This window comes from Methylobacterium sp. 4-46, assembly GCF_000019365.1.
In the GTDB taxonomy this organism is placed as follows: Bacteria; Pseudomonadota; Alphaproteobacteria; order Rhizobiales; family Beijerinckiaceae; genus Methylobacterium.
The window spans coordinates 5878156-5900744 of sequence record NC_010511.1; the positions used below are offsets into that span (position 1 = coordinate 5878156).

Below are 22589 nucleotides of genomic sequence, written 5' to 3' on the forward strand. Positions count from 1 at the left end.
CATTTCCCATGACCGGTGGTGGTGCTCTCGAATTTTCGCCAAGCCTTTGGCTTGAAATCGAAAATTCGAGATGGGTCAACGGCTCGATGCGTCCGCATCCTGAGCCGTTGGTATAAGCATCATTCGCCGAAGGGGTCACCTTCTCGGCGGCGGGAATGATGCGCAACCGATGCGGCGGACGCGATCGCGGGTGGCGCACCCAACGTCTCCTCGGCGAGGCGCGGGTTCTTCTCCGGAAGAGCCAGGAGGACCCGCGCCGGCCCTTGAGGCTGCCGACGGCGGTGCTCCCGCTGCCGACGAGTCGAGACCGGCACGCCGATGCTGGCCGCGAAGGCTGGCGGCGCCTTCCCGGTGCGCTCGCGGGTTTCGTCGCCATCACCCGTATCGGGCCCGTGCACGACCATGCCGGCCGGCGTCCCGCCCTCCTCGGCGCCGGCGTGCAGGTCCCGCGCGGTCGCGTCGCGGCTGGACGTCCGCCCGCGGCGGCCCGCGGCGCAGCGTCCGGCCCGCCCCGACCGGCGTCGTCCTCGGCCGATTGACCACGGCCGGGGCCGATGCCAAGCCTCGCGCGTCACCCTGCGGAACGACCCCGATGGCCCTCCCCGAAAGCCTCGCCGGCGCCCTGGCGCTCCCCGTGATCGCCTCGCCGATGTTCATCGTGTCGGGGCCGGACTTGGTGATCGCGCAGTGCCTGGGGGGCATCGTCGGCTCCTTCCCGGCCCTCAACGCGAGGCCGAAGGAGGCCCTCGACGGGTGGCTGACCCGGATCGGCGAGGCCCTCGCCGCCGCCAAGGCGGCGGAGCCGGACCGGATCGTCGCGCCCTACGCGGTCAACCAGATCGTGCACGCCTCGAACGACCGGCTGGATCACGACCTGGAAATCTGTGCCCGCCACCAGGTGCCGATCATCATCACCTCGCTGCGGGCACCGGACACGGTGGTGGCGGCGGTGCATGGCTGGGGCGGCCTCGTCTTCCACGACGTGACCACCGTGCGCCACGCCGAGAAGGCCCTGGAGGCCGGGGTCGACGGGCTGATCCTGGTCTGCGCCGGGGCGGGCGGACACGCGGGGGCGCTCAGCCCCTTCGCGCTGGTCGGCGAGGTGCGCCGCTTCTACGACGGGCCGCTGATCCTGTCGGGGGCGATCACCACCGGCGCGGCGATCCTGGCCGCCCAGGCGATGGGCGCCGACCTCGCCTATATGGGCACCCGCTTCATCGCCACCGCCGAGGCGAACGCGGCCCCCGCCTACAAGGAGATGATCGTCGAAACCCGCGCGGCGGACGTGGTCTACACGCCCTTCTTCACGGGCGTGCCGGGCAATTACCTAAAGCCCAGCATCGCGGCGGCCGGGCTCGACCCCGACGCGCTGCCGCACGCGGACAAGAGCCGGATGGATTTCGGCTCCGGGCGGACCAAGGCGTGGCGCGACATCTGGGGCGCCGGGCAGGGCGTCGGCACGATCGACGAGGTGCTGCCGGCCGCGGAAGTGATCGCGCGGCTGAAGCGGGACTACGCGGCGGCGCGGGAGCGGTTGCTCGGGCGCGGGCGAGCGGTCTAGACCTGACCCAGGGTCATGGCGCCGCAGGGCGGCCGACCCGCCGAAACGGGTTCGCGGTCGGGCGGAAGGAGCGAGTTCATGACATCCGAGGAAGGGACGGCGCTGATCCGCGCGATGTTCGAGGCCTTCTGCGATCTCGACCGGCCCGTCGAGGAGATCGCCGCCTACTTCGCGCCCGGCTACGTGCAGCGGGTGGATGGCAGGGAGTTCGGCCGGGAAGGCTTCCTCGATCACCTCCGGGCACTGCGCACGACGCTGCGGAGGCTTGACTTCGTCATCGAGCAGATCGTGTGCGACGGCGCCTCGGCCGCATCCGTGCATGTCGCCCACGCGCTGAAGCGGACCGGGGAGGCGGTGCGGGTGAAGGTCATCGCCTTCTACAAGCTGGAGCACGGGCAGATCAGCCTCGTCGACGAACTCACGCGGCTCGTCCACGGGGATGCGAGCGACCGGGACCTCGCCTTCGTGCGGCATGCGTGAGAGCGGCCGATCGCACTGAACGCGGCCCCGCGCTCGTCCCTTCCGGCCTCTCAGCAATCGCGCAGCCACGCGGCGAGCCGCGCCTGCGCCGAGCCCGCCGCGATCGGGCGGGGCGCCAGCAGGCGGTAATCCGTGCCGTCCGCGACGAAGCCGAAGGGCGCCGCCAGGAGGCCGCCCGCCACGTCGTCGCAGACGAGCCGCCAGGGTCCGATCGCCACCCCGATCCCGGCGGCGGCGGCCTGCAGGCTGAGGGAGAAGTGCTCGAACCGGTGCTCCGGCCCGTCCGGTGCCGGGCGCCCGCTCCGCGCGGCCCAGTCGGCCCAGGCCGCGGGCCGGGTGCGGCTGTGCAGCCGCGGCGTCCCGGGCCGGAAGGCCGGTCCCTCGCCCGTCTCCGCCACGAAGTCGCCGGCCCGGGCGGCGGCGCAGACCGGGCCCACCCTCTCGGCGAACAGGATCGCCGCGTGGGCGCCCGGTGCCGGCGGATGGTCGTTGCGGCGGAGCGCGAGGTCGAGCCCGTCCTCGAAGCGGGGCGTGCCGCCGCCGGAGACGAGGTGGAGCGCGAGGTCGGGATGGGCCTCCTGCAGGGCCGGCAGCCGGGGGATCAGCCAGCGCATCAGCAGGGTCGGCTCGCAGGACAGGACCAGCGGCGATTGCCGGGCCTCGGCCCGCAGGGCGCGCGTCGCCGACCGGATCGTCGCGAACGCCTCGGCCACCGCCCGGTGCAGGATCGCGCCGGCCGCGTTCAGGCGGACCCGCCGGCTGCGCCGCTCGAACAGAGGCAGGCCGAGATCCTCCTCGATCGCCCGCACCGCCCGGCTGACGGCGCCGTGGGTGAGGTGCAGTTCGTCGGCCGCCCGGGTGAAGCTCTCCAGGCGGGCCGCCGCCTCGAAGCAGCGCAGGGCGCCGAGCGGCGGCAGCCGGGCCGGCACGATCCGTGAGTCCGGCTCACCGTCACGGTCAGAAACCATCGTTATGAGGCCCGCGGGAGTGACGCTAGGACACGGATAGCCCCTCTCCCCCGCACAGGACAGCGCCGTGACCGAATGGCTCGCCGTCATCGTCATCACCACCCTCGCGGTGATCAGCCCGGGACCGGATTTCGCGATGGTCTCGCGCAACAGCCTCGTGCTCTCCCGGCGCGCCGGCCTGTTGACGGCCCTCGGCATCGACCTCGGGGTCGCGGTCCACGTCGCCTACACGCTGCTCGGCCTCGGTCTCGTCATCCGCCAGTCGATGATCCTGTTCTCGGCGCTGAAGCTCGCCGGCGCCGCCTACCTGGTGTGGCTCGGCCTGCGGATGCTGGCGGCGCGACCGCGCGCCCGGGCGCCGGAGGCGGGCGCCGCCCCGTCGGCGGCGGCGGCCCTGCGGACCGGCTTCCTCACCAACGCCCTCAATCCCAAGACCTCGGTCTTCGTCGTCAGCCTGTTCATGCAGGTGGTCCGGCCGGAGACGCCGCCCGGCGTTCAGCTCGCCTACGGCGCCTTTCTGATGGCGGCGCACGCGCTCTGGTTCGCGCTGGTGGCACTGCTCTTCTCGCAGCCGGGCCTGCGCCGGATCCTCCTCGCCGCCGGTGGCTGGATCGACCGCGCGTTCGGGGCGGTCCTCATCGGGTTCGGCGCGGCACTGGCCGCCGCCTCCCTGGAGCGGTAGGACGGAGGCCCGCATGCGGGAGCGCCCGCGCCGGAGCCCTGCCCTCGCGGCACGCTCCTCGCATGCGCCCGGCCGCATTCCCGCCAGCCCATAGCGAGTTCCCGATGGCGACCAACCTCTCCGTGAACGGCTCCCGGCTCTGGGACACGCTGATGGTCTCGGCCGGCATCGGCACCGGGCCGCGCGGCGGCATCCGGCGCCTCACCCTCACCGAGCCCGACCGGGTCATGCGCGACCGGCTCAAGGCCTGGGCCGAGGAGGGCGGCTACGCCCTGTCGATCGACCGGCTCGGCAGCATGGTCCTGCGCCGCCCCGGCACCGAGCCCGACCTGCCCCCCGTGGTCATCGGCAGCCACCTCGACACCCAGTGGGCGGGCGGGCGCTTCGACGGGATCCTGGGCGTGCTCGCCGGGCTCGAAGTGCTGCGCACCCTCGACGATCTCGGCCTCTCCACCCGCCGCAGCATCGAGGTGGTGAACTGGACCAACGAGGAGGGCGCGCGCTTCTCGCCGCCGATGCTCTGCTCCCTCGCCTGGTCGGGCCAGCAGAGTCCCGAATGGGTCGAGGGCCGGGTCGACCGGGACGGGATCCGCTTCGGCGACGCCCTCGCGGGAATCGGCTATCGCGGCCCCGAGCCGGTCGGCGGGCGGGCGATCGACGCCTATTTCGAGCTCCACATCGAGCAGGGACCCGCCCTCGACCGCGCGGGCGTGCCGGTCGGCATCGTGACCGGCGGCTTCCCGAGCTGCGGCATGCGCATCGCGGTCGAGGGCGAGACCGCCCATACGGGCCCGACCCCGATGGCGGAGCGCCACAACGCGCTCGTCGGCGCCGCCATGGTGGCGGTGGCGGTGAACGAGATCGGCTGGGCCCACGCGGAGGCCGACGCCAAGGCCACCGCCGCCCGCCTCGACCTCGTCCCGAACCTGCCCGGCACCCTCTCGGAATATGCCGAATTGTTCATCGACATGCGCGCCCCCGAGGTGGAGCGGCTGGAGACCATGAAGGCGGCCCTGCGGGCGGCCCTGCCGGACTGCGCCGAACGCTCGCGCACGGCGATCCGGATCGCCGAGGAATGGGGTTTCGGGGTGTTCCAGTTCGACGACGGGCTGATCGCGCTCCTGCGCGAGACCGCCGCACGGCTCGCCGTCCCGACCATGGACCTGCGCTCGCAGGCCGGGCACGACGCCTACCACGTCGCCCGGGTCGCGCCGGCCTGCATGATCTTCACCCCCTGCAAGGGCGGCATCACCCACAACGAGGCCGAGGCGATCGACCTCGCCGAGACGCTGCCCGGCGTGAACCTGCTGCTCCACGCCGCGCTCGCCCGCGCCAACCGCTGAGGAACCTTGACGTCGGCGCGGGCCGCGATACCTGCCGCCCGTCCTCACCGGGATCCTGAGCCATGTCGATGACCCGTCGCACGCTCCTCGCCGCCGGGCCCGCGGCGGTCGGCAGCGCCGCCGGCCTCGGCGGCGGGCCGGCCGCCGCCGCCCCCGCCGCGCCGCCGCCCGCCCTCTACCGCTACGCGGTCGGCGAGGCCGCCGTGACCGCCCTGCACGAGGGCATGGTCGCGCGCCCGATCGACGCGTCCTTCGTGCGCAACGCCCCCTTCGAGGCGGTGCAGGGCGCGCTGGAGCGCGCCTTCCTGCCCAGGGACGCGCTGCCGATCACCTTCACGCCCCTGCTCCTCGATCTCGGCGGGCGGCGGGTGCTGATCGACACCGGTTTCGCCGATAACGGCCCGGCCTCCACCGGCGGGGTCCTGCGCGCCCTCGACGCGCTCGGCCTGCAGCCCGGCCAGATCGACGCGGTGGTGATCAGCCACTTCCACCCCGACCACATCCTCGGGCTGCGCCGCAAGGACGGCAGCCTCACCTACCCGAACGCGCAGGTGCTGGTGCCCGAGCCCGAGGCGGCCTTCTGGATGGACGACGGCCGCCGGGCGAACCCGCCGGAGGCCCTGAAGCCGACCCTCGGCGCCGTGCAGCGGGCCTTCGAGCCCAAGGACATCCGGGTCGAGCGCTACGCCTGGGGCAAGGAGGTGCTGCCCGGCCTCACCGCCCTCGACGCGCGCGGCCACACGCCGGGCCACACCGCCTTCGCGCTGCATTCGGGCGAGGCGAGGCTCCTGGTGATGTCGGACGTCACCAACCACCCGGCCCTGTTCGTGCGCAACCCCGACTGGTCGGCAATCTTCGACATGGATGCCGACCAGGCCCGCGCCACCCGCCACAGGATGCTGCAGATGGCGGCCTCCGAGCGGCTGGCGGTGGCCTTCTACCACGCCCCGTTCCCGGCCGCGGGCCACATCGCGAAGGCGGGCGAGGGCTACGAGCTCGTCCCGCTGCAATGGGGCGTGGGCCCGGCCTGACGGGCCGGGCCCCCGGAGGAGTCAGGCGCCCGTCTCGGCGAGGAGCCAGGCCAGGGTCCCGGCCTCGGCGCCCGACGGGGTGAGGTGCAGGATGATCGGCGTCTCGTAGGGGTGGCGGGCCTTGAGCGCCGCGCTCAGGGCCTCGGCCAGCCCCTCGCGGCTCTTCACGAGCGCCACCACCTCCTGCCCGCGCTCGACCGCGCCCTTCCAGGCATAGACCGAGCGCATCCCGGGCAGGACGTTGACGCAGGCGGCGAGCTTCTCGCGCACGAGGGTCTCGCCCACGGCCAGGGCGGTCTCCTCGTCCGGAAAGGTCGTGTAGACGAGCAGCGGGCGCTCCATGCTATGCGTCTCCGGGTGACGGCGGATCCGGCCCCGAGTGAGCGGGGAGCGGCGCCCCGGCGTCAAGCGGGGCAGAGTCGAGCATGGCGCGTCGCTTCAACCGGATGGCCTTCATCGCCAGCCCGACGGCCGATGCCCGCGAGGCCGCCGCGCTCCTGATGCAGCGCTACGACCACGTGCCGCCCGAGGAGGCGGACGTGGTGGTGGGCCTGGGCGGCGACGGCCTGATGCTGCAGGCCCTGCACCGCTTCATGGGCAGCGGCAAGCCGATCTACGGCATGAACCGCGGCACGGTCGGCTTCCTGATGAACGAGTTCCACCTCGACGACCTGCCCGACCGGCTGGAGCAGACGCAGCGCAGCGTGGTCCACCCGCTCCTGATGGTGGCGACCGACGTGCTCGGCCTCACCCACACGGCGCGGGCGGTCAACGAGGTCTACATGCTGCGCCAGACCCACCAGACCGCGAAGCTCAAGATCTCCATCGACGGGCAGGTGCGCCTGCCCGAGCTGATCGCCGACGGGGTGCTGGCGGCGACGCCGGTCGGCTCGACGGCGTACAACTTCTCGGTCGGGGGCCCGATCCTGCCGATCTCGGCCCAGCTGATCGCGCTCACCCCGATCTCGGCCTTCCGGCCGCGGCGCCAGGGCAGCGTGCTCCTGCCGAACCACGCCCGCATCCGCATCGAGGTGAAGGACCCGGAATACCGCCCGGTCGCGGCGGTGGCCGACCACACCGAGTTCCGCCGCGTCGCCCGGGTCGAGACCCAGCTCGACCGCTCGACCGACCTCGTCATGCTGCACGATCCCGGCCACAGCATGGACGAGCGCATCCTGCGCGAGCAGTTCGGCTGAGGGCGATCCCCTGCTCCGGTCCGGTGCGCGGGGCCCGGCGATCACAGCCCGCGGATGATCTGCGTGAACCGATCCTCCGCCCGGCTGTAGCGCTCGGCCACGCGCTCCCGCAGGCAGGCCCGCACGGTCATGTCGGCGTAGAACAGGCCCTGGCGCTTCATCATCCGGCACTCGACGAGGGGCGGGCCGTAGATCCCGGCGGCCAGGACGAGGAGCAGGCCGCCGATCTCGGCGGCCCGCACCAGGGCCGGCGGCCAGGGGACGAAGCGCCTCCCGGCCGTCCGGACAGGACCGGCGGAGCCGAGGGCGACCGGCGCGGCGCGGCGCTCCTGCTCCATCCCGGCGAGGGCCGCGGGGCGCAGGGCCGTCGCCGGATCGACGCCCGGCCAGGGCGCCGGATCCTGGGCCGGCCGCCTCTGTCCGAACCTGCGCGCGACGGGGCTGAGCGCCGACGCCATGGTGGAATGCTCCCGAATTGGCACGACCGATCTCGGCCGCCGGGAGCCCTGCCAGACGCGTGCCCGCGCGCAACGAAGTCTTTACCATGTCCTTGGGGAAGAAATGATACAGGCAGCGGGAGCGACCGTTTCCGTGGAGAGGCGCCGTGTCATCGTGAGATCGGTCCGCCGGGATCCGCGTCGGAATGCCGGATGATGGCAGCGCGGCGCCCGCCCTCCGCGGGGCTTCGCGCCCGGGCGGCTCCGTCCGCGCGGGCGGGCGGTGCGTGACGCGCGCGCGACCGCGCCGCGCGATCCCGCCCGGCGCAGCGAGGCCCCCTCCCCTACGCCGCTCGCGGCAGCGCGCGGAAATGCCCGTCGAGCGCCGCGAGCGTGCCGGCGAGGAGCGGGTCGAGGCCGTCGAGCATCGCGGCCTCCGGCATCCGATCCTCCCCCCGGGCCGCCCGCTCGATCTCGGCGAGGCGCGCAGCGAGGGCGGAGGCGCCGACATTGAGGCTCATTGATTTGAGGCCGTGCGCGGCCCGGGCGGCCGCGGGAGCGTCCGCGGCCTCGCGCAGGGCGGCGAGGCCCTTCGGGGCGTGCTCGCGGAACAGGCCGAGCAGCCGGGCGATGAAGGCCGGGCCGCTCGCCTGCGCCATCTCGTCGAGCCCCGCCAGCGTGCCGGGATCGAGCAGGGCCTGGGGAGCGGCGCCATCGCCCGGCGCCCCGGCCGATGCCGGCTCCGGCGCCGCGGCGGGCGGGCCGTCCTCCCGGAGCAGGCTGCCGAGAAGGCGCGCGAGATCCGCGAGCGTGAAGGGCTTGGCGAGCATGCCGTCCATGCCCGCCTCCCGCCACGCCTCGGCGCCCTCGCCGATCACGTGCGCGGTGAGCGCCACGATCGGCAGCCGCGTCCCGCCGGTCGCGGCCTCGCGGGCGCGGATCGCCCGCGCCGCGTCGAACCCGTCGAGGATCGGCATGCTGCCGTCCATCAGGACGAGGTCGAAGCCGCCGCCGGCCGCCGCCTCCACCGCCTCCCGCCCGTTCTCCACGGTCACGACCTGCGTCACGCCGCAGCGGGCGAGGGCCTCGACCGCGACCTCCCGGTTGACGGGGCTGTCATCCGCCACCAGCACCCGCGCCCGCGGGAAGCGGGCGGGGGACGCGGCCGCCGCCTCGCGGCGCTCCGCCGCGGCCGCGAGGGCCGTGCCCCGCGCCAGGTCCGCGAGGGCTTGGCGCCACTCGGCCTGCGCCAGGGGCCAGCGCAGCACCTCGTCGGCGAGGCCGGCGGCCAGCACCTCGGCGCCGCGCGCATCGCCCATCGGGGCGAGCGCCAGCACCCGCCCGGCGCCCGGCGGGCGTCCCCGCGCCGCGAGCTCGGCCGCGTCCAGGATCGCGTGGGCCGGCCCTTCGTCCGCCGGGACGAAGCCCGCCGCCGAGAGGCCCGAGAGCAGCGCCGCCCGGGTGGCGTCCCCCCGCGCCGCGACCATCACCCGCGGCAGCACCGCGGGATCGCGCCGGACCGGCCGGGCCGGCTCCAGCACCTCGACCGGGATCTCGGCGAAGAAGGTCGAGCCCTCGCCGACCCGGCTCTCGACGCCGACCCGCCCGCCCATCGCGGCGGCCAGCCGCTCGGCGATGGAGAGGCCGAGGCCGGTGCCGCCGAAGCGGCGGGTGGTCGATTGGTCGGCCTGGGAGAAGGCGGTGAACAGGGAGCCGAGCGCCTCGGCCGGGATGCCGATCCCCGTATCGGTCACCGAGAGGCGCAGGCGGGCACCGCCCTCCCGCATCTCCAGGCGGATGAGGACGTGGCCCGCCTCCGTGAATTTCAGCGCGTTGTTGACGAAGTTGCCGAGCACCTGGCCGAGCCGGACAGGGTCGCCGGCGATCGCCCGCGGCACGTCGGGGGCGACCAGCGCCGCGAGGTCGAGCCCCTTGCCCCGCGCCCGCTCGCCGAACAGGGTCACCACCGTGTCGGCCACCTCGGCCGGGTCGACCGGGATCCGCTCGAGGTCGAGCTTGCCCGCCTCGACCTTCGCGAAGTCGAGGATGTCGTTGATGATGGCGAGCAGGTTCTGCCCCGAGCGGGCGATCACCTCGGCGTAGCGGCGCTGGCGCGCCGGCAGGTCGCCCGAGGCGAGGAGTTCGGCCATGACCAGCATGCCGTTCATGGGCGTGCGGATCTCGTGGCTCATTGTGGCGAGGAAGCTGGATTTCGCCGCGTTGGCGGCCTCGGCCGCCTCCTTGGCCTCGCTCAGGTCGGCGGTGCGGTCGCTCACCTCCTGCTCCAGGCGGGCGCGGTGGGCGGCGAGCCGGCGGTCGCGCTCGTCGACCGCGTCGAGGAGGCCGTTGAAGGTCCGCGCGAGGGCGCCGACCTCGTCCTCCGCCACCACGGTGACGCGGTGGGCGTAGTCGTGGTTCTCGCGCACGGTCGTCATGGCGTGGGAGAGGGTGGCGAGGGGCCGGGTCAGGGCCGCCTGCAGGCGCCACGCCACCGCGAGCCCGACCAGGACCGCGAGGCCCGCCGTCATGGCGGCGTTGGCGAGCACCTCGTAGAGGCGCTCGACCAGGTCGGCCGTCTCGGCGATCAGGGTGACGCGCCCGACCACCACGGTGTTCTCCCGCACCGGCACGCTCAGGCGGACGGTGCGCGTCCACAGGAGGTCGAAGGGCGAGACGCCCTGCTCGCGGTCGAGGTCGAGGTCGCGCGCGAGGCGCAGGCCCGTTCCCTGCTCGGCCAGGGTGGCGCCGCCCGGCAGCGAGAGCGCCGCGTAGACGACGCCCTTCTCGTCCGCGATGGCCCGCAGGGTGGCGTGGGCCCCCGCCGCATCCATCTCGGCGGCGGCGCGCGCGGTGGCGCTCGCGAAGACGCTGGCGATGCCGTGCAGCGAGTCGCGCTTGTCGGCGACGTAGCGCGTCGCCTCGCGCCAGACGCCGAGCGCGGTGCTCACCGCCAGGGCGACCAGCACGGCGCCGATCACCGCCCGGCCGAGGCGGGTCGCCAGGGGCGTGGCGCGCCTCATGCGGCCTTCGCCCCGCCGAGGGCCAAGGCCTCGACCGCGGGCCAGCGGCCGAGGAAGGCCTCGACCACCGCCGGGTCGAAATGCGTGCCGGCCTGGGCCCGCACGTGGTCGCGCGCCGCCTCCAGGGACCAGGCGGCCTTGTAGGGCCGCGCGCTGGTGAGGGCGTCGAACACGTCCGCCACGGCGACGATGCGGCCCGAGAGCGGGATCTCCTCCCCCTTCAGCCCGCGCGGATAGCCGGTGCCGTCCCAGCGCTCGTGGTGGGTGCCGGCGATCTCGGCGGCGAGCCGCACCACCTCGGAAGAGCTGCTCTCCAGCATGCGCTCCCCGCGCTCGGCGTGGCGCTCCATCTCCCGCCGCTCGGCCGCGCTGAGGGGGCCGCGCTTCAACAGGATCGCGTCGGGGATGGCGATCTTGCCGACGTCGTGCATGGTCGAGGCGAGGCTGATCAGGCGGCCGCGGTCGGGCGGGAAGCCCATCGCCTCGGCGATCAGCCCGACATAGCCGGCGACCCGCGCCACGTGGTCCCCGGTATCGGTGTCGCGGTGCTCGGCGGCCCGCATCAGCAGGGTGACGATCTCGCGCTCGCGGGCCTCCACCAGGGAGACCGCGGCCGCCACCTCGCGGGCGAGCCAGGCCGCCCGCTCCTCCTGCTCGCGATAGGCGCGGCTCAGCGCCAGCAGGTTGGTGACGCGGGCGCGGATCTCCAGCGGGTCGCAGGGCTTGTTCACGAAGTCGGTCGCGCCCGCCTCGAGCGCCTCGCGCCGCAGCGCCCGCGCGTCGAAGCTCGTCACCATCACGATCGGCACGTGGGCGAAGCCCGGGATCGCCCGCGCGGCCCGGATGAAGGCGAGGCCGTCCATCTCGGGCATCTCGTAATCGGTGAGCACGATCCCGATCTCGGGCCCGTGCGCGCGGATGTGGGCGAGCGCCTCCGCCGGGCGCGTGAAGGCGTCCGGGGCGCAATCCGCGATCGGCCGCAGGGCTTCCACCATCAGGAGGTTGTTGAGTTCGGCATCGTCGAGCACGAGCGCGCGCATCCGTCTCCCCCCGCCAGCAGCGCATGAGCGGCCGGCGCATGATCGCGGCGAAACCTTGACAAGTCCTCCCTGCGGGAGCGGGGCCCGGCCGCGTCCACTTGGACGCGATGCTTTGGCTTTGAAACCGGCCCCGCGGGCGCTACAGGACTTCTTCAGTGACCCGGGCGCGCGGCGCCCCCCGAACAGGATTCGCACGAGACCCCCACGATGGCAGGCTTCAAGGACCAGCTTTTCGACACCCGGCGCGGCGCCTCCGCGCAGGCGAAGCAGGCGATGCTGGAGAAGTTCAAGACCCGCGCGGCCGAGGAGGACCCGGCGGCGCAGGCCCGCAGGGCCGAGCGCCAGCGCATCGCCGAGGCCCGCGCCGCCCGCGAGGCGGAGCGCGAGGCGAAGCGCAAGGCGGAGGCGGAACGCCGCGCGGCCGAGGAGGCGGAGGCCCGCGCCCGGGCCGAACGGGAGGCCGAGGAGGAGGCGGAGCGCCAGCGCGCCGCGGAGGCCGAGCAGAAGGCCGCCCGCGACGCCCGCTACGCCGCCCGCAAGGCGCGCAAGAAGTAGGCCTCCGGCGCGCGGCCCCTCGCCGGGCCGCGCCCTCAGGCGAAGAGATCGACGATCCGGAAACCCCGATCGGCGAGCCGCTCGCCCAGCACGCGGCGGTGGCACCGTTCCGGGTCGCGCTCGAAGCAGAGCAGGCAGGTCGGCGCGCCGGCCGCGAGCGCCGCGAGGTCGTCCAGGGCGGCCTCGCCGGCGCCCGTGTCGAGCACCTCCGCGCAGTAGATCCGCCGCATCAGGGCCGCGTCGTGGGCGCGGGCGGCCTCGCGGCCGGCCTTGGGCGTGCCGAGCCCGCGCAGATGCGCGTAGCCGATGCCGGATTCCGCGAGCCGGTCGCGCAGGGCGCTCTTCGAGAAGCCGCGCTTGCGCGACAGGGCGACGGCCCGCACGTCGGCGAGGAGGCCGATCCCCGCCCCCGCGAGCGCGGCCACGAAGCGCTCCGAATCCGCGCCCTCGTAGCCGATGGTGAAGAGAACCTTATCCACCCGTGATTCCTCGCAGATCCCCGGGCCGGGAACCCCGCCGGCGCCGCCGCCCCGCCCGTCGCGGCGCCCGATGTGGCGCTCGCGCAACGCATTCCCGAAATCGCCTGCGATACTGTCAAGCCTTCATTAACCTGCCCCGGGGCATCGAATAGCCATTGTGTTCTGCGTCAGTTCAGGTCGCGCGTCGATGCCGCTGGAGTCGAATCCAACCTCCCTCGCCACGCATGGATCCGCTTGGCTGAAGCGCCTCGCGGTCGGCCTGACCCTGGCGCTGCTCGGCGCCTGCGCCGGCTCGACGGATTTCTACCCGACCAAGGGGGACGTGAAGCCGCATCCGGGCGTGGCGCGCGCCAAGCAGCGTCCGATCCAGGGCATCGACGTCTCGAAGTGGCAGGGGCCGATCGACTGGGCCTCGGTCCGCACGGCGGGCACGCAATTCGCCTACATCAAGGCGACGGAGGGCGGCGACCATCTCGACGACCGCTTCCGCGAGAACTGGGCCGGCGCCGCCAGGGCCGGCGTGCCGCGGGGCGCCTACCACTTCGTGTACTGGTGCCGCTCCCCCGAGGAGCAGATGGCGTGGTTCAAGCGCAACGTGCCGAACGACCCCACCGCCCTGCCGCCGGTCCTCGACGTGGAGTGGAACGGTCACTCGACCTCCTGCCCCAAGAAGCTGCCCAAGCCCCAGGCCCTCGCGATGACGCAGACCATGCTGCGCGAGATGGAGGCCTACACGGGCAAGCGGCCGATCATCTACACGGACATCACCTTCCACCGCGACGTGCTGGAGGGCGAACTTCCCGATTACCCGCACTGGGTCCGCTCGACGGCGGCCGAGCCCGAGCAGCGCTTCGCCAACCGGGACTGGATGCTCTGGCAATTCACGTCCACGGGGCGGGTGCCGGGCGTGCAGGGCGACGTCGACCGCAACGCCTTCTACGGCTCGCCCTCCGAGTGGGCCTCCTTCCTCGCCACCGATTGCGATCCCCGCTACCACCGCCGCCTCTCCGCCGCGGGGCTGTGCACCGAGAAGTGACACGGGATCCGCTTGATCGAAGCGGATCGGGTGTCGCAAGCCTGCGCGGCGCCTGAGCGCGGCGCCCGAGCGAAGAGGACATCCGCGTTGCGAAGCCATCAACCGGATGTCGGATGAAACGCCCCTTCCTGGCGCGCGAGGCGGCCCGCTACCCGGCGCTGATCGGCTGCGACGAGGTCGGGCGCGGCGCCCTCTGCGGCCCGGTCATCGTGGCGGCGGTCCATTTCGATCCGGCGGCCCTGCCGCCCGACCTCCTCGAAGCGCTCGACGATTCGAAGCGCCTCGACGCCGCGACCCGCGCGCGGCTCGCCGCGCGGCTCCCCGCCCTCGCGCGGATCGCCTATGCGGGGGCGTCGCGGGACCTGATCGACCGCATCAACGTGCGCGCCGCCACCCTCGACGCCATGGCCCGCGCCGTGCTGCGGCTCGGCCTCGCCGGCCCGGTGGCGGTGGACGGGCGCGACCGGCCGCCCGGCCTCGACGGGCGGGTGCGGGCGGTGATCGGCGGCGAGCGCCTCGTGCCCCAGATCGCCGCCGCCTCGATCCTCGCCAAGGTGCTGCGCGACCGGCTGATGGCGGTCCTCGCCCGGCGCCACCCGGCCTATGCCTGGGCGCGCAACGCCGGCTACGGCACGGCCGCCCACCGGGCCGCCCTGCTCCGCGAGGGCCCCTCCCCCCATCACCGCCGCAGCTTCCGGCTCGGCGGCGCCCCGTGCCATAACGGGGCGCCAGACGGGCCCTGAGGCCCCGACGCCAACGACGATCCAGCCGGGAGGCGCCCCATGACCCCGATGTCCCGCCGGGTGATGAACCTCGCCCACTGCCTGACCCAGGCGGCGCAGCGGCACCCCGAGGGGATCGCCATCGACTGGGGCGGGCGGACCTGGAGCTGGGCCGCCTTCGACGCCCGCGTCTCGCGCCTCGCGGCGGCTTTGCGGGCCCGCGGCATCGGCAAGGGCGACCGCCTGCTGGTCCATGCCCGCAACGGCAACCCGATCCTCGAGATCATGTACGCGGCCTTCCGGCTCGGGGCCGTGTTCGTGCCGACGAATCACCGGCTGATGCCGGGCGACGTCGCCTACCTGGCCGAGCAATCCGGCGCGCGGGCCTTCCTGTGCCAGGCGGACAATCCGGGCCACGTCGCCGCTGTGCGGGCGGCGCGGCCGGACCTGTCGCTCGTCGTCACCCTCGGCGAGGGCGAGGCGGAGGGCCTCGCCTACGAGGCGCTGCTCGCCGGGGCACCGGACGCGCCGGTGGCGAACGCGGCGGTCGAGCACGACGATCCGTGCTGGTTCTTCTACACGTCGGGCACCACCGGCAAGCCGAAGGCCGCGGTGCTCACGCACGGCCAGATGGCCTTCGTCATCACCAACCACCTCTGCGACCTGATGCCGGACACGCGGCCGGAGCGCGACGTCTCCCTGGTCGTGGCGCCGCTCTCGCACGGGGCGGGGGTGCACGCCCTGGCCCAGGTCGCCCGCGCGGTGACGACCGTGCTGCCCGGCTCCGACCGCTTCGACGGGGCCGAGATCTGGCGGCTCGTCGCCCAGCACCGCGTCACGAACATGTTCACGGTGCCGACCATCCTCAAGATGATGGTCGAGCACCCGGCCGTGGCCGCGCACGACCACTCCTCCCTGCGCTACGTCATCTACGCGGGGGCGCCGATGTACCGGGAGGACCAGAAGCGGGCGCTCGGCGTGCTCGGCCCGGTGATCGTGCAGTATTTCGGGCTCGGCGAGGTGACGGGCAACATCACGGTGCTGCCGCCCCACCTCCACGACCCGGAGGACGGGCCGGGCGTGCGGATCGGGACCTGCGGGATCGAGCGCACCGGCATGGAGGTGCAGATCCAGGACGCGGAGGGCCGCGCCCTGCCGCCCGGCGAGACCGGCGAGATCTGCGTCTGCGGCCCGGCGGTCTTCGCCGGCTACTGGAACAACCCCAAGGCCAATGCGGAGGCGTTTCGCGATGGCTGGTTCCGGACCGGCGACCTCGGCTTCCTCGACGCGCAGCGCTTCCTGACCATCACGGGCCGCGCCTCCGACATGTACATCTCGGGCGGCTCGAACATCTACCCGCGCGAGATCGAGGAGAAGATCCTGACCCACCCGGCCGTGGCCGAGACCGCGGTGCTCGGGGTGCCCGACCCGGTCTGGGGCGAGATCGGCGTCGCGGTCTGCGTGCCGCGCGAGGGCGCCTCCCTGACGGAGGCCGAGATCCTCGACTACCTCGACGGCAAGGTCGCCCGCTACAAGATGCCCAAGCGGGTCTTCCTGCGCCCCTCCCTGCCGAAATCCGGCTACGGCAAGATCACCAAGGCGATGGTGCGCGAGGATCTCGAGGCGGCCGGGCTGCTGCCGCTCGGCGGGCGGCCGAGCCATGCGGCCTGACCCGGCGCGGCCCGCGCGGGCCTTCCTCGCCCAGCCCGGCCCGGTCCGGCCCGAGCGCCGGATCGCGGCCTCGGGCGCGCTGCGGCGCGCGGCCTTCGGGCCCGAATCCGGGGCGACGCTGCTCGACGCCCTCGCCGCCCCCCTGCGGGCGGCCGGGATGGCGGGGGCGACGCTGCACCTCGACGGCGGCGCCTTCGCGCCCTTCGCCTACGTGATGCCGGCCCATTCCACCGAGCCGTCCCACGCGGCCTATTACAGCGAGACCTTCCGGCCCGCGGGCGAGACGCGGCTGGAGCGGGCGAGCGCGACCTTCGGCACCCGCGACGGCGCGCCGTTCCTGCACGTCCACGGGACCTGGATCGAGGCGGATGGCCGGCGGCGGGCGGGCCACCTGCTGCCGGGCGAGGTGGTGGTGCGCGCGCCGCCGCGCGCGGAGGCCTGGGGCAGCGCGGAGGCGGCGTGGCGCGTGCTGCCCGATGCGGAGACGAATTTCGCGCTCTTCACGCCGGTCGCGCAGGGCCCGTCCGGGGGCGGCTGCATCCTCCTGAAGGTTCAGCCGAACGAGGACCTGTTCCTGGCCGTCGAGGCGACGTGCCGGGAACACGGCCTGCGCCGCGCCCGGGTGCGGGGCCTCGGCAGCCTGGTGCGGCCGGCCTTCGCGGACGGCCGCGTCGTGCCGACCGACGCGAGCGAGGTGCTGATCCGCGACGGGCGCGTCGAGGCGGACCCGGACGGGAGCTTGCGCGCCCATCTCGACATCGCCGTCGTCGACGTCGCCGGGGCGATCCACGAGGGCGCGCTCGCGCGCGGGCGCAACAGCGTCTGCATCACCTTCGAGCTGGGGATCGAGGCGATGTGATACGACATCCGGCCGATTGCTTCGCCATCTCCGATTTCGGCCATGCGGATGTCGGCGTCGCTCAGGCACCGCGCTCAGGCGCCGCGCGGGCGTGTGATCCGGGATCCGCTTCGATCAAGCGGATCCCGGATCAGGCCGCCGCCTCCATCATGCTGCGAAAGACCGCCCCGTAGTGGCAGGCCGCCGCGGCGAGCACGAAGCCGTGCCAGATGGCGTTCTGGAACGGCAGCCGGTGCCAGAGGTGGAAGATCACCCCCGCCGAGTAGAGCAGGCCCCCGCCCGCGAGCAGCGCGAAGGCGTCCGGGACGAGCTGGCCGATCACCGAATCGTAGGCCGCGACCCCGCTCCAGCCGAGGGCGAGGTAGAGCGCCACCGCGAGCCGGTCGAACCGGCCCGGCAGGGCGACCTTGATCGCCATGCCCACCACCGCCACGAGCCAGATCCCCGCGAGCAGGCCCCAGGCGACCCCGCCGCTCCCCACCAGCGCCACGAGCGGCGTGTAGGTGCCGGCGATCATCAGGAAGATGGTGGCGTGGTCGGCCCGGCGCAGCAGCCATTTCCGCCGTCCCCGCGGCCACATGTTGTAGGCCGCCGAGACGCTCAGCATCGCCACGAGCCCCGCCGCGTAGACGCCGACCGAGAGCTTCTCGCCCGGGTGAAGCCGCGCGAGCGCCGCCGTGACCACCAGGGCGAGCCCCCCGATCACCGCGAAGGTCACGCCGATCACGTGGACGATGCCGTCCGCCAGCAATTCCCGGGGCGAGTAGGACCAGTTCAGGGAGGGCGGCCGGCCGTCATCGGCGTGTCCGGTCGTCGGGCGCATGGGGGGCTCCGGGGCTCCGCCGGCGGCCGCGCGCCGCCACGTTCCAGGAAACCATCAAATCCGGGGCCGGTCACCCTGCGGCGCAGCGTCACCCGCGCGCCAGAGTGCCGATCCGGGCATGGGCCACGGCCATGCCGAGCACGAGCATCGCGGTGACCTGGTGGGCGAGGCCCGCCCAGAGCGGGACCGCCAGGAGGAGCGTGGTGATCCCGAGCATCGCCTGCGCGGCGACGAGGCCGGCGAGCGCCGCGGCCCGGCGCGCCGCGCCGCTGCCCGGCCGCGCCCGCCGGGCGTCGAGCGCGTGCAGGAGCGCCAGGGCGAGCAGCGCGTAGGCGACGAGGCGGTGGTTGAGCTGCACCAGCGCGACGTTGTCGACGAAGTTCTCGATCCAGGGCGTCGCCGCGAACAGGCCCGAGACCGGCGGGATGAAGGCCCCGTCCATCAGCGGCCAGGTGTTGTAGGTGAGCCCCGCCTTCGAGCCCGCGACGAGGCCGCCGAGGGCGATCTGCAGGAGCGTCGCGACCGGGAGCAGGAGGGCGGTCAGGCGCAGCCGCCGCGGCGCCGCCGCCTCGGCCGGGCGGTCGAGCCCGGCGGCGAGCCAGACCAGCCCGGCGAAGATCGCGCTCGCGAGCGTCAGGTGCGCGGCGAGCTTGATCGGCGCCACCGCGACCATGCCGGGCTGCAGGCCCGAGGCCACCATGATCCAGCCCACCGCCCCCTGCAGCCCGCCGAGCACGCCGAGGCCGACGAGGCCGAGGCCGAGGCGCCGGTCGAGCCGGCCCGTCCACCAGAACCAGCCGAGGGGCAGGAAGAAGCACAGCCCGATCAGCCGGCCGAGGAAGCGGTGGCCCCATTCCCAGGCGTAGATGACCTGGAACTCGGCGAGCGACATGCCGCGGTTGAGGATGTCGTACTGGGGCGTCGCCCGGTACTTGGCGAATTCCTCGGCCCAGGCCTCGGCGGAGAGCGGCGGGACCGCCCCGGTCACCGGCTTCCACTCGGTGATCGAGAGGCCCGAGCCGGTGAGCCGCGTGGCGCCGCCGACCGCCACCATGGCCACCACCAGGGCGGCCATCAGGAAGAGCCAGCGGCGGACGGCGATCCGCGGGCGGGACGCGGCGCGGTCCCGCGCGGGGGCGACGGAGAGAGGCTTCAGGGCGGCGCTGGTCATGGCGGGCCTCTACGCGCGGGCGGGACGACCGCGCAACGCTCGCCGGTGCCGCACCCGGGCAGGCCTGCGGCCCCGCCGCGGGTTGCGGGCCGCCCCGGGCTCGCTTAGGCGGGCGGCCACTCGGGCGGGCGATGGCCCGCCAGTCCCCTCCCCTTCCGGAGACCCGCGATGCGCCGCCGCACCCGCTCGCTCATCGGCACGATCGTGATGATCGCCTTCGTGATGATCTACGCGCCGCTCGCCATGGCGCTGGCCGACAGCCGCATCGCCGAGACGCCGCCCCTGGTGCAGTCGGTCCTCTACGCGGCGCTCGGCGTCCTCTGGATCTTCCCGCTGATGCCGCTGATCCGCTGGATGGTGCGGCCGGACGCCGCCTGACGCGACGGCCGGTTTTTCGCCGCACTCGTCGGCGAGACAGCCCGGCGGCGCCCCCGAAGGGGTGCCCCTCGGCTCTCTCCTCCCGATCAAGGCTTCTCCGGGCCATGCGCCACGCCCTCGCGACGCTTCTCCTCCTCGGCCCGCTCGCCGCACCCGCCCTCGCCCAGGGCGCGCCGCGCTCGGTGGCCGATTGCGAGCGCATCCGGGGCGACCTCGCCTACAACCAGTGCCTGTCGCTGTTCGGGCCCGCGGCCCCCACCAAGGGCGCGGCGCTGCCGGCGGAGACCACCGAGGTGCGCCTGCCGGCCGCCGGCGCCGCCGCGGAGGCCGAGCCGGCCCCCGCCTATCGCGGCCGCCGCCGCGCCGCGCGGCGCTATCACCGGGGCCGCCAGAGCGCGAGCTTCGCGGTGGCGAGCGGCCGCCACCGCCGCCGCTGACCATCAGGCGACGTTGAGCCGCCGCCCGCGGTTCCAGGCCAGGAACGGCACGCCCGAGAGCAGGGCCGCGAGCGCCGCGTCGCTCTGGAAGCAGCCGTTGACCGAGACCCGCGGCAGGGCGTGCAGGTGCGCCCGGTGGTCCGGGAAGAGGTGGCCCGGCCGCGTCGTCACCGCGGTGGCGTAGCCCGCCTCCCGGGCGAGGGCGAAATCCCGCGGCCCCGCCGAGGTCGGATCCCCGACCGGGAAGGAGAAGTGCTGCGGCACGCGCCCGAGCCGCGCCGCGATGAGGGCGCGCGACTCCGCGATCTCGCGCCGGGCGGTCTCGGCCCCGTGCTTGGCGAGCATCGGGTGGGTCAGGGTATGGGCGCCGATCGTCAGGTCCGGCTCCTCCTCCGCCAGCGCCCGCAAGTCCTCGAAGTCCAGGCAGAGCTCCCGGGTGATGGCGCGCGGGTCGAGATCCGCCGCGCGGGCGAGCTGCGCGACGGCGTCGCGCAGCCGCGCCTCGGGGCCGGCCCGCAGCACCCGGTAGACCTGCGCGAAGGCCGCGCTCTTCTGCGTCGGATCGGCGGCGGGCAGGTCGAGCCCGGCCTCCGGCAGGCGCACCCGGTCGAGCCGGCCGATCGCCCGTTCGAGCTCGACCCACCACAGCCGCCCCGTGCCCTCCGCGAAGGCGGTGGTGACGAAGAGCGTCCAGGGCGCGCCGTGGCGCCGCAGGACCGGCCGGGCGTGCTCGAGGTTGTCGCGGTAGCCGTCGTCGAAGGTGAGGATCGCGAAGGGGTGCGGCCCGGGCGCGGCGAGGCGCCCGGGCAGGTCGTCGAGGCCGACGAGGTCGAAGCCGCGGGCCCGCAGGGCGGTGAGCACGCGGTCGAGGAAGGCGGGCGTGATCGCGAGCAGCTGGTTGGGCGCGTAGGGCCCGGGCGGCTCCGGCCGCACGTGGTGGAAGGTGAGGATCACGCCGCAGCCGCGGGCGGCGGGGGCGAGCCAGCGGTCGGCGCGGGTCGCCGCGATCGCGGCGAAGCCGGCGCGGAACAGGCGGAGGCGGGTCTCGGCGGCGAGCATGCGGGCGACCGTGCGGGCCGGATCCCCCGCGGAACGCGGTGCCACCGGCGCCCGCCCCGCTCCGCGGCGCGGCCGCGACGCCCCGGACGCCTCCTCATCCCACGGGCGGGCTTGCGGAAGGGTAACGGGATGGCGGGTGCCCGGCCGGGCCGCCGCGATTCGCGCAACGGACAGTCCCGCCGCAGCATCCCCAAGCTCGCCCGGCCCGAGCGGGCCGGCTCCGCGCCGACCGATTGTGGGTCCGCCGGCATCATCTTTCCAAGCGATAGATCTTTCCCTTGCGGCAATGTACTTCGTGATGCGAAAGATGTCGGCTCAAACGATTCATTACCGATGCCGCGCGAAAACGACCCTGGCCGGTCGAGGGATCGGCTAGTTTTCGGTCGGCCAGGCGGCCGCAGGCGGGACGGTGGGAGGAATGGTCGGGCTCGTGATCGAACTGCCGAGGGCGGGACCGGCGCGGGCGGCGGAGGCCCGCCTCCTGGCCGAGGTCCACACGCGGCTCGACGCGGCCGAGGCCCCGTGGCGGGACCTCGAAGGCTCCGCCACCGTCGTGATGACGCCCTACCAGCGCTTCGACTGGGCCGCGGCGTACTTCGCCACCGCGCCGCGGGCCCGCCCGCTGATCGCGGTGCTGCGGGATCCGTGCGGCCGCCCGCGGCTCCTGCTGCCCTTCGCGGTGCGCCGCGAGCGCGGCCTGCGCGTCGCGCGCATCGTCGGCGAGCGGCACGCGAATTTCCACATGCCGGTCTTCGCCAGCCGGGAGGCCGCCGCCCTCCCGCCGGAGACGGTGCGGGCGGCCCTGGTGCGCCTCGGCCGGGCGCACGGCATCGACGCCTACGCCTTCGCCCACCAGCCGCGCGCCTTCGCGGACACGGTCAATCCCCTGGCGGAGGGCGGCACGCCCTCGCCGAGCGACGGCTACGGCATGCGCCTCGGCCCGGATCCGGAGGAGACGGTCGCGCGGCTGTTCAGCGGCGATGCCCGCCGCAAGCTGCGCCAGAAGGAGAAGTGGCTGACCGCCGCCCACGGCCCGGTCGCGCACGTGGTCGCGGCGACCGCCGAGGAGGCCGAGGCGGTGATCGGCGCCTACCTCGCCCAGAAGGCGGTGCGCTTCGCGCAGCTGCGCCTGCCCAACCCCTTCGCGCAGGAGGCAGACCGCGCCTTCCTGACTGCGGCCTGCCGCCCCGGCCCGGCCCGGCCGGCCGCCCTCGAATGTCACGCCCTGCGCCGCGAGGCGGACGGGCACGTGCTGGCGACCTTCATCGGCGCCGTGGATGCCCGCCGCTTCAGCGCCATGCTGACCTCCTTCGACCCGGACCCGGCGCTGGCGCGGTTCAGCCCCGGGGACCTGCTGCTCCACGCCCTGGTGCGCGACCAGGCGGCCCGGGGCCGCGTCGCCCTCGACCTCGGGGTCGGCGAGGCGCCCTACAAATCCAAGATCTGCGACGAGGTCATCGCGCTCGTCGACGCGTGCGTGCCGGTGAGCGCGCGGGGACGGGCCTTCGCCGCGGGGATGCGGCTGCGGGTGCGGCTCAAGCGGCGGGTCAAGCGCAGCCCGCGCCTGCGCGCGCTCGCCGAGGGATTGCGCCGCCTCGTTCACCGGGCGGGGTAGGATCTTCTCCGCCGACGATTTTTTGC

Annotated in this window: 24 protein-coding genes; 14 read left to right on the forward strand and 10 right to left on the reverse strand. The window is 74.5% G+C overall.

Features of this window, described 5'->3' with window-relative positions; translation table 11 throughout:
- Nucleotides 1–119: 119 nt before the first annotated feature.
- Nucleotides 120–404 (reverse strand): hypothetical protein, encoded by a 285-nt coding sequence (locus tag M446_RS39155; RefSeq protein ID WP_236728717.1) that lies wholly within the window; start codon nucleotides 402–404, stop codon nucleotides 120–122.
- Between the two features lie 188 nt (nucleotides 405–592).
- Here M446_RS39155 and M446_RS25800 point away from each other — a divergent pair, with 188 nt between their 5' ends.
- Both M446_RS25800 and M446_RS25805 read left to right on the forward strand, forming a co-directional pair.
- Entirely contained in the window at nucleotides 593–1561 is a 969-nt protein-coding gene (locus M446_RS25800) for an NAD(P)H-dependent flavin oxidoreductase (RefSeq protein WP_012335052.1), read from the forward strand.
- A 78-nt stretch (nucleotides 1562–1639) separates the two neighbouring features.
- Nucleotides 1640–2041, forward strand: coding sequence for a nuclear transport factor 2 family protein (locus tag M446_RS25805; protein WP_012335053.1), 402 nt, complete (start codon nucleotides 1640–1642; stop codon nucleotides 2039–2041).
- A gap of 50 nt (nucleotides 2042–2091) precedes the next feature.
- Here M446_RS25805 and M446_RS25810 read toward each other — a convergent pair whose 3' ends face one another.
- Nucleotides 2092–2970, reverse strand: a complete 879-nt coding sequence (locus tag M446_RS25810) for a LysR family transcriptional regulator (RefSeq protein WP_012335054.1) — start codon at nucleotides 2968–2970, stop codon at nucleotides 2092–2094.
- Nucleotides 2971–3076: 106 nt separating this feature from the next.
- On the opposite strand from M446_RS25810, the gene M446_RS25815 reads away from it, so the two are divergent.
- The 3 genes from M446_RS25815 to M446_RS25825 all read left to right on the forward strand — a co-directional run bounded on the left by M446_RS25815 (nucleotide 3077) and on the right by M446_RS25825 (nucleotide 6065).
- A complete protein-coding gene (locus tag M446_RS25815; protein ID WP_012335055.1) occupies nucleotides 3077–3691 on the forward strand; it encodes a LysE family translocator in 615 nt (204 codons plus the stop codon).
- Between the two features lie 104 nt (nucleotides 3692–3795).
- On the forward strand, nucleotides 3796–5034 hold the full coding sequence (locus tag M446_RS25820) for a Zn-dependent hydrolase (protein WP_012335056.1): 1239 nt from the start codon (nucleotides 3796–3798) through the stop codon (nucleotides 5032–5034).
- Between the two features lie 62 nt (nucleotides 5035–5096).
- Complete coding sequence (locus tag M446_RS25825; protein WP_012335057.1) at nucleotides 5097–6065, forward strand: MBL fold metallo-hydrolase; 969 nt, start codon at nucleotides 5097–5099, stop codon at nucleotides 6063–6065.
- 21 nt (nucleotides 6066–6086) lie between these two features.
- Here the strand turns inward: M446_RS25825 and cutA are convergent, their stop codons facing one another.
- Nucleotides 6087–6407 carry a divalent-cation tolerance protein CutA gene (gene cutA, locus M446_RS25830; RefSeq protein WP_012335058.1) on the reverse strand — a complete coding sequence of 107 codons (321 nt, stop codon included), beginning with the start codon at nucleotides 6405–6407 and terminating at the stop codon, nucleotides 6087–6089.
- 83 nt (nucleotides 6408–6490) lie between these two features.
- On the opposite strand from cutA, the gene M446_RS25835 reads away from it, so the two are divergent.
- Entirely contained in the window at nucleotides 6491–7261 is a 771-nt protein-coding gene (locus M446_RS25835; RefSeq protein ID WP_012335059.1) for an NAD kinase, read from the forward strand.
- A 41-nt stretch (nucleotides 7262–7302) separates the two neighbouring features.
- Here the strand turns inward: M446_RS25835 and M446_RS25840 are convergent, their stop codons facing one another.
- The 3 genes from M446_RS25840 to M446_RS25850 all read right to left on the reverse strand — a co-directional run bounded on the left by M446_RS25840 (nucleotide 7303) and on the right by M446_RS25850 (nucleotide 11758).
- Entirely contained in the window at nucleotides 7303–7719 is a 417-nt protein-coding gene (locus M446_RS25840; protein ID WP_012335060.1) for a hypothetical protein, read from the reverse strand.
- 323 nt (nucleotides 7720–8042) lie between these two features.
- Complete coding sequence (locus M446_RS25845) at nucleotides 8043–10718, reverse strand: ATP-binding protein (RefSeq protein ID WP_012335061.1); 2676 nt, start codon at nucleotides 10716–10718, stop codon at nucleotides 8043–8045.
- A complete protein-coding gene (locus M446_RS25850) occupies nucleotides 10715–11758 on the reverse strand; it encodes an HD-GYP domain-containing protein (RefSeq protein ID WP_012335062.1) in 1044 nt (347 codons plus the stop codon). The genes M446_RS25845 and M446_RS25850 overlap by 4 nt, the downstream gene beginning before the upstream one ends.
- Before the next feature lie 207 nt (nucleotides 11759–11965).
- On the opposite strand from M446_RS25850, the gene M446_RS25855 reads away from it, so the two are divergent.
- A complete protein-coding gene (locus tag M446_RS25855) occupies nucleotides 11966–12313 on the forward strand; it encodes a DUF6481 family protein (RefSeq protein WP_012335063.1) in 348 nt (115 codons plus the stop codon).
- A 35-nt stretch (nucleotides 12314–12348) separates the two neighbouring features.
- On the opposite strand, the gene M446_RS25860 is transcribed toward M446_RS25855, so the two are convergent.
- Nucleotides 12349–12792 carry a DUF488 family protein gene (locus M446_RS25860; protein WP_012335064.1) on the reverse strand — a complete coding sequence of 148 codons (444 nt, stop codon included), beginning with the start codon at nucleotides 12790–12792 and terminating at the stop codon, nucleotides 12349–12351.
- A gap of 187 nt (nucleotides 12793–12979) precedes the next feature.
- Between M446_RS25860 and M446_RS25865 the strand changes: the two genes are divergently transcribed.
- The 4 genes from M446_RS25865 (at nucleotide 12980) to M446_RS25880 (ending at nucleotide 17080) form a co-directional block, all read left to right on the forward strand.
- Nucleotides 12980–13828 (forward strand): GH25 family lysozyme, encoded by an 849-nt coding sequence (locus tag M446_RS25865; RefSeq protein ID WP_012335065.1) that lies wholly within the window; start codon nucleotides 12980–12982, stop codon nucleotides 13826–13828.
- A gap of 113 nt (nucleotides 13829–13941) precedes the next feature.
- Nucleotides 13942–14571: a ribonuclease HII gene (locus M446_RS25870; RefSeq protein WP_012335066.1), complete on the forward strand. Its 630-nt coding sequence runs from the start codon at nucleotides 13942–13944 to the stop codon at nucleotides 14569–14571.
- 39 nt (nucleotides 14572–14610) lie between these two features.
- Nucleotides 14611–16221: an acyl-CoA synthetase gene (locus M446_RS25875; protein ID WP_012335067.1), complete on the forward strand. Its 1611-nt coding sequence runs from the start codon at nucleotides 14611–14613 to the stop codon at nucleotides 16219–16221.
- Nucleotides 16211–17080 carry a PCC domain-containing protein gene (locus M446_RS25880; protein WP_012335068.1) on the forward strand — a complete coding sequence of 290 codons (870 nt, stop codon included), beginning with the start codon at nucleotides 16211–16213 and terminating at the stop codon, nucleotides 17078–17080. Before M446_RS25875 ends, M446_RS25880 begins: the two co-directional genes overlap by 11 nt.
- 130 nt (nucleotides 17081–17210) lie before the next feature.
- Here M446_RS25880 and trhA read toward each other — a convergent pair whose 3' ends face one another.
- Both trhA and M446_RS25890 read right to left on the reverse strand, forming a co-directional pair.
- Nucleotides 17211–17903, reverse strand: coding sequence for a PAQR family membrane homeostasis protein TrhA (gene trhA / locus M446_RS25885; protein WP_012335069.1), 693 nt, complete (start codon nucleotides 17901–17903; stop codon nucleotides 17211–17213).
- Between the two features lie 88 nt (nucleotides 17904–17991).
- Complete coding sequence (locus tag M446_RS25890) at nucleotides 17992–19074, reverse strand: COX15/CtaA family protein (protein ID WP_012335070.1); 1083 nt, start codon at nucleotides 19072–19074, stop codon at nucleotides 17992–17994.
- Nucleotides 19075–19242: 168 nt separating this feature from the next.
- Between M446_RS25890 and M446_RS25895 the strand changes: the two genes are divergently transcribed.
- Together M446_RS25895 and M446_RS25900 are read left to right on the forward strand one after the other, a co-directional pair.
- Nucleotides 19243–19452, forward strand: coding sequence for a DUF2842 domain-containing protein (locus tag M446_RS25895; RefSeq protein WP_012335071.1), 210 nt, complete (start codon nucleotides 19243–19245; stop codon nucleotides 19450–19452).
- A gap of 104 nt (nucleotides 19453–19556) precedes the next feature.
- Nucleotides 19557–19889 carry a hypothetical protein gene (locus M446_RS25900; RefSeq protein ID WP_012335072.1) on the forward strand — a complete coding sequence of 111 codons (333 nt, stop codon included), beginning with the start codon at nucleotides 19557–19559 and terminating at the stop codon, nucleotides 19887–19889.
- Nucleotides 19890–19892: 3 nt separating this feature from the next.
- Here the strand turns inward: M446_RS25900 and M446_RS25905 are convergent, their stop codons facing one another.
- The gene (locus M446_RS25905) at nucleotides 19893–20948 is read right to left on the reverse strand and encodes a polysaccharide deacetylase family protein (protein ID WP_012335073.1); all 1056 of its coding nucleotides are present in this window, start codon (nucleotides 20946–20948) and stop codon (nucleotides 19893–19895) included.
- Between the two features lie 418 nt (nucleotides 20949–21366).
- Here M446_RS25905 and M446_RS25910 point away from each other — a divergent pair, with 418 nt between their 5' ends.
- Nucleotides 21367–22563, forward strand: a complete 1197-nt coding sequence (locus M446_RS25910) for a GNAT family N-acetyltransferase (RefSeq protein WP_012335074.1) — start codon at nucleotides 21367–21369, stop codon at nucleotides 22561–22563.
- Nucleotides 22564–22589: the final 26 nt, after the last annotated feature.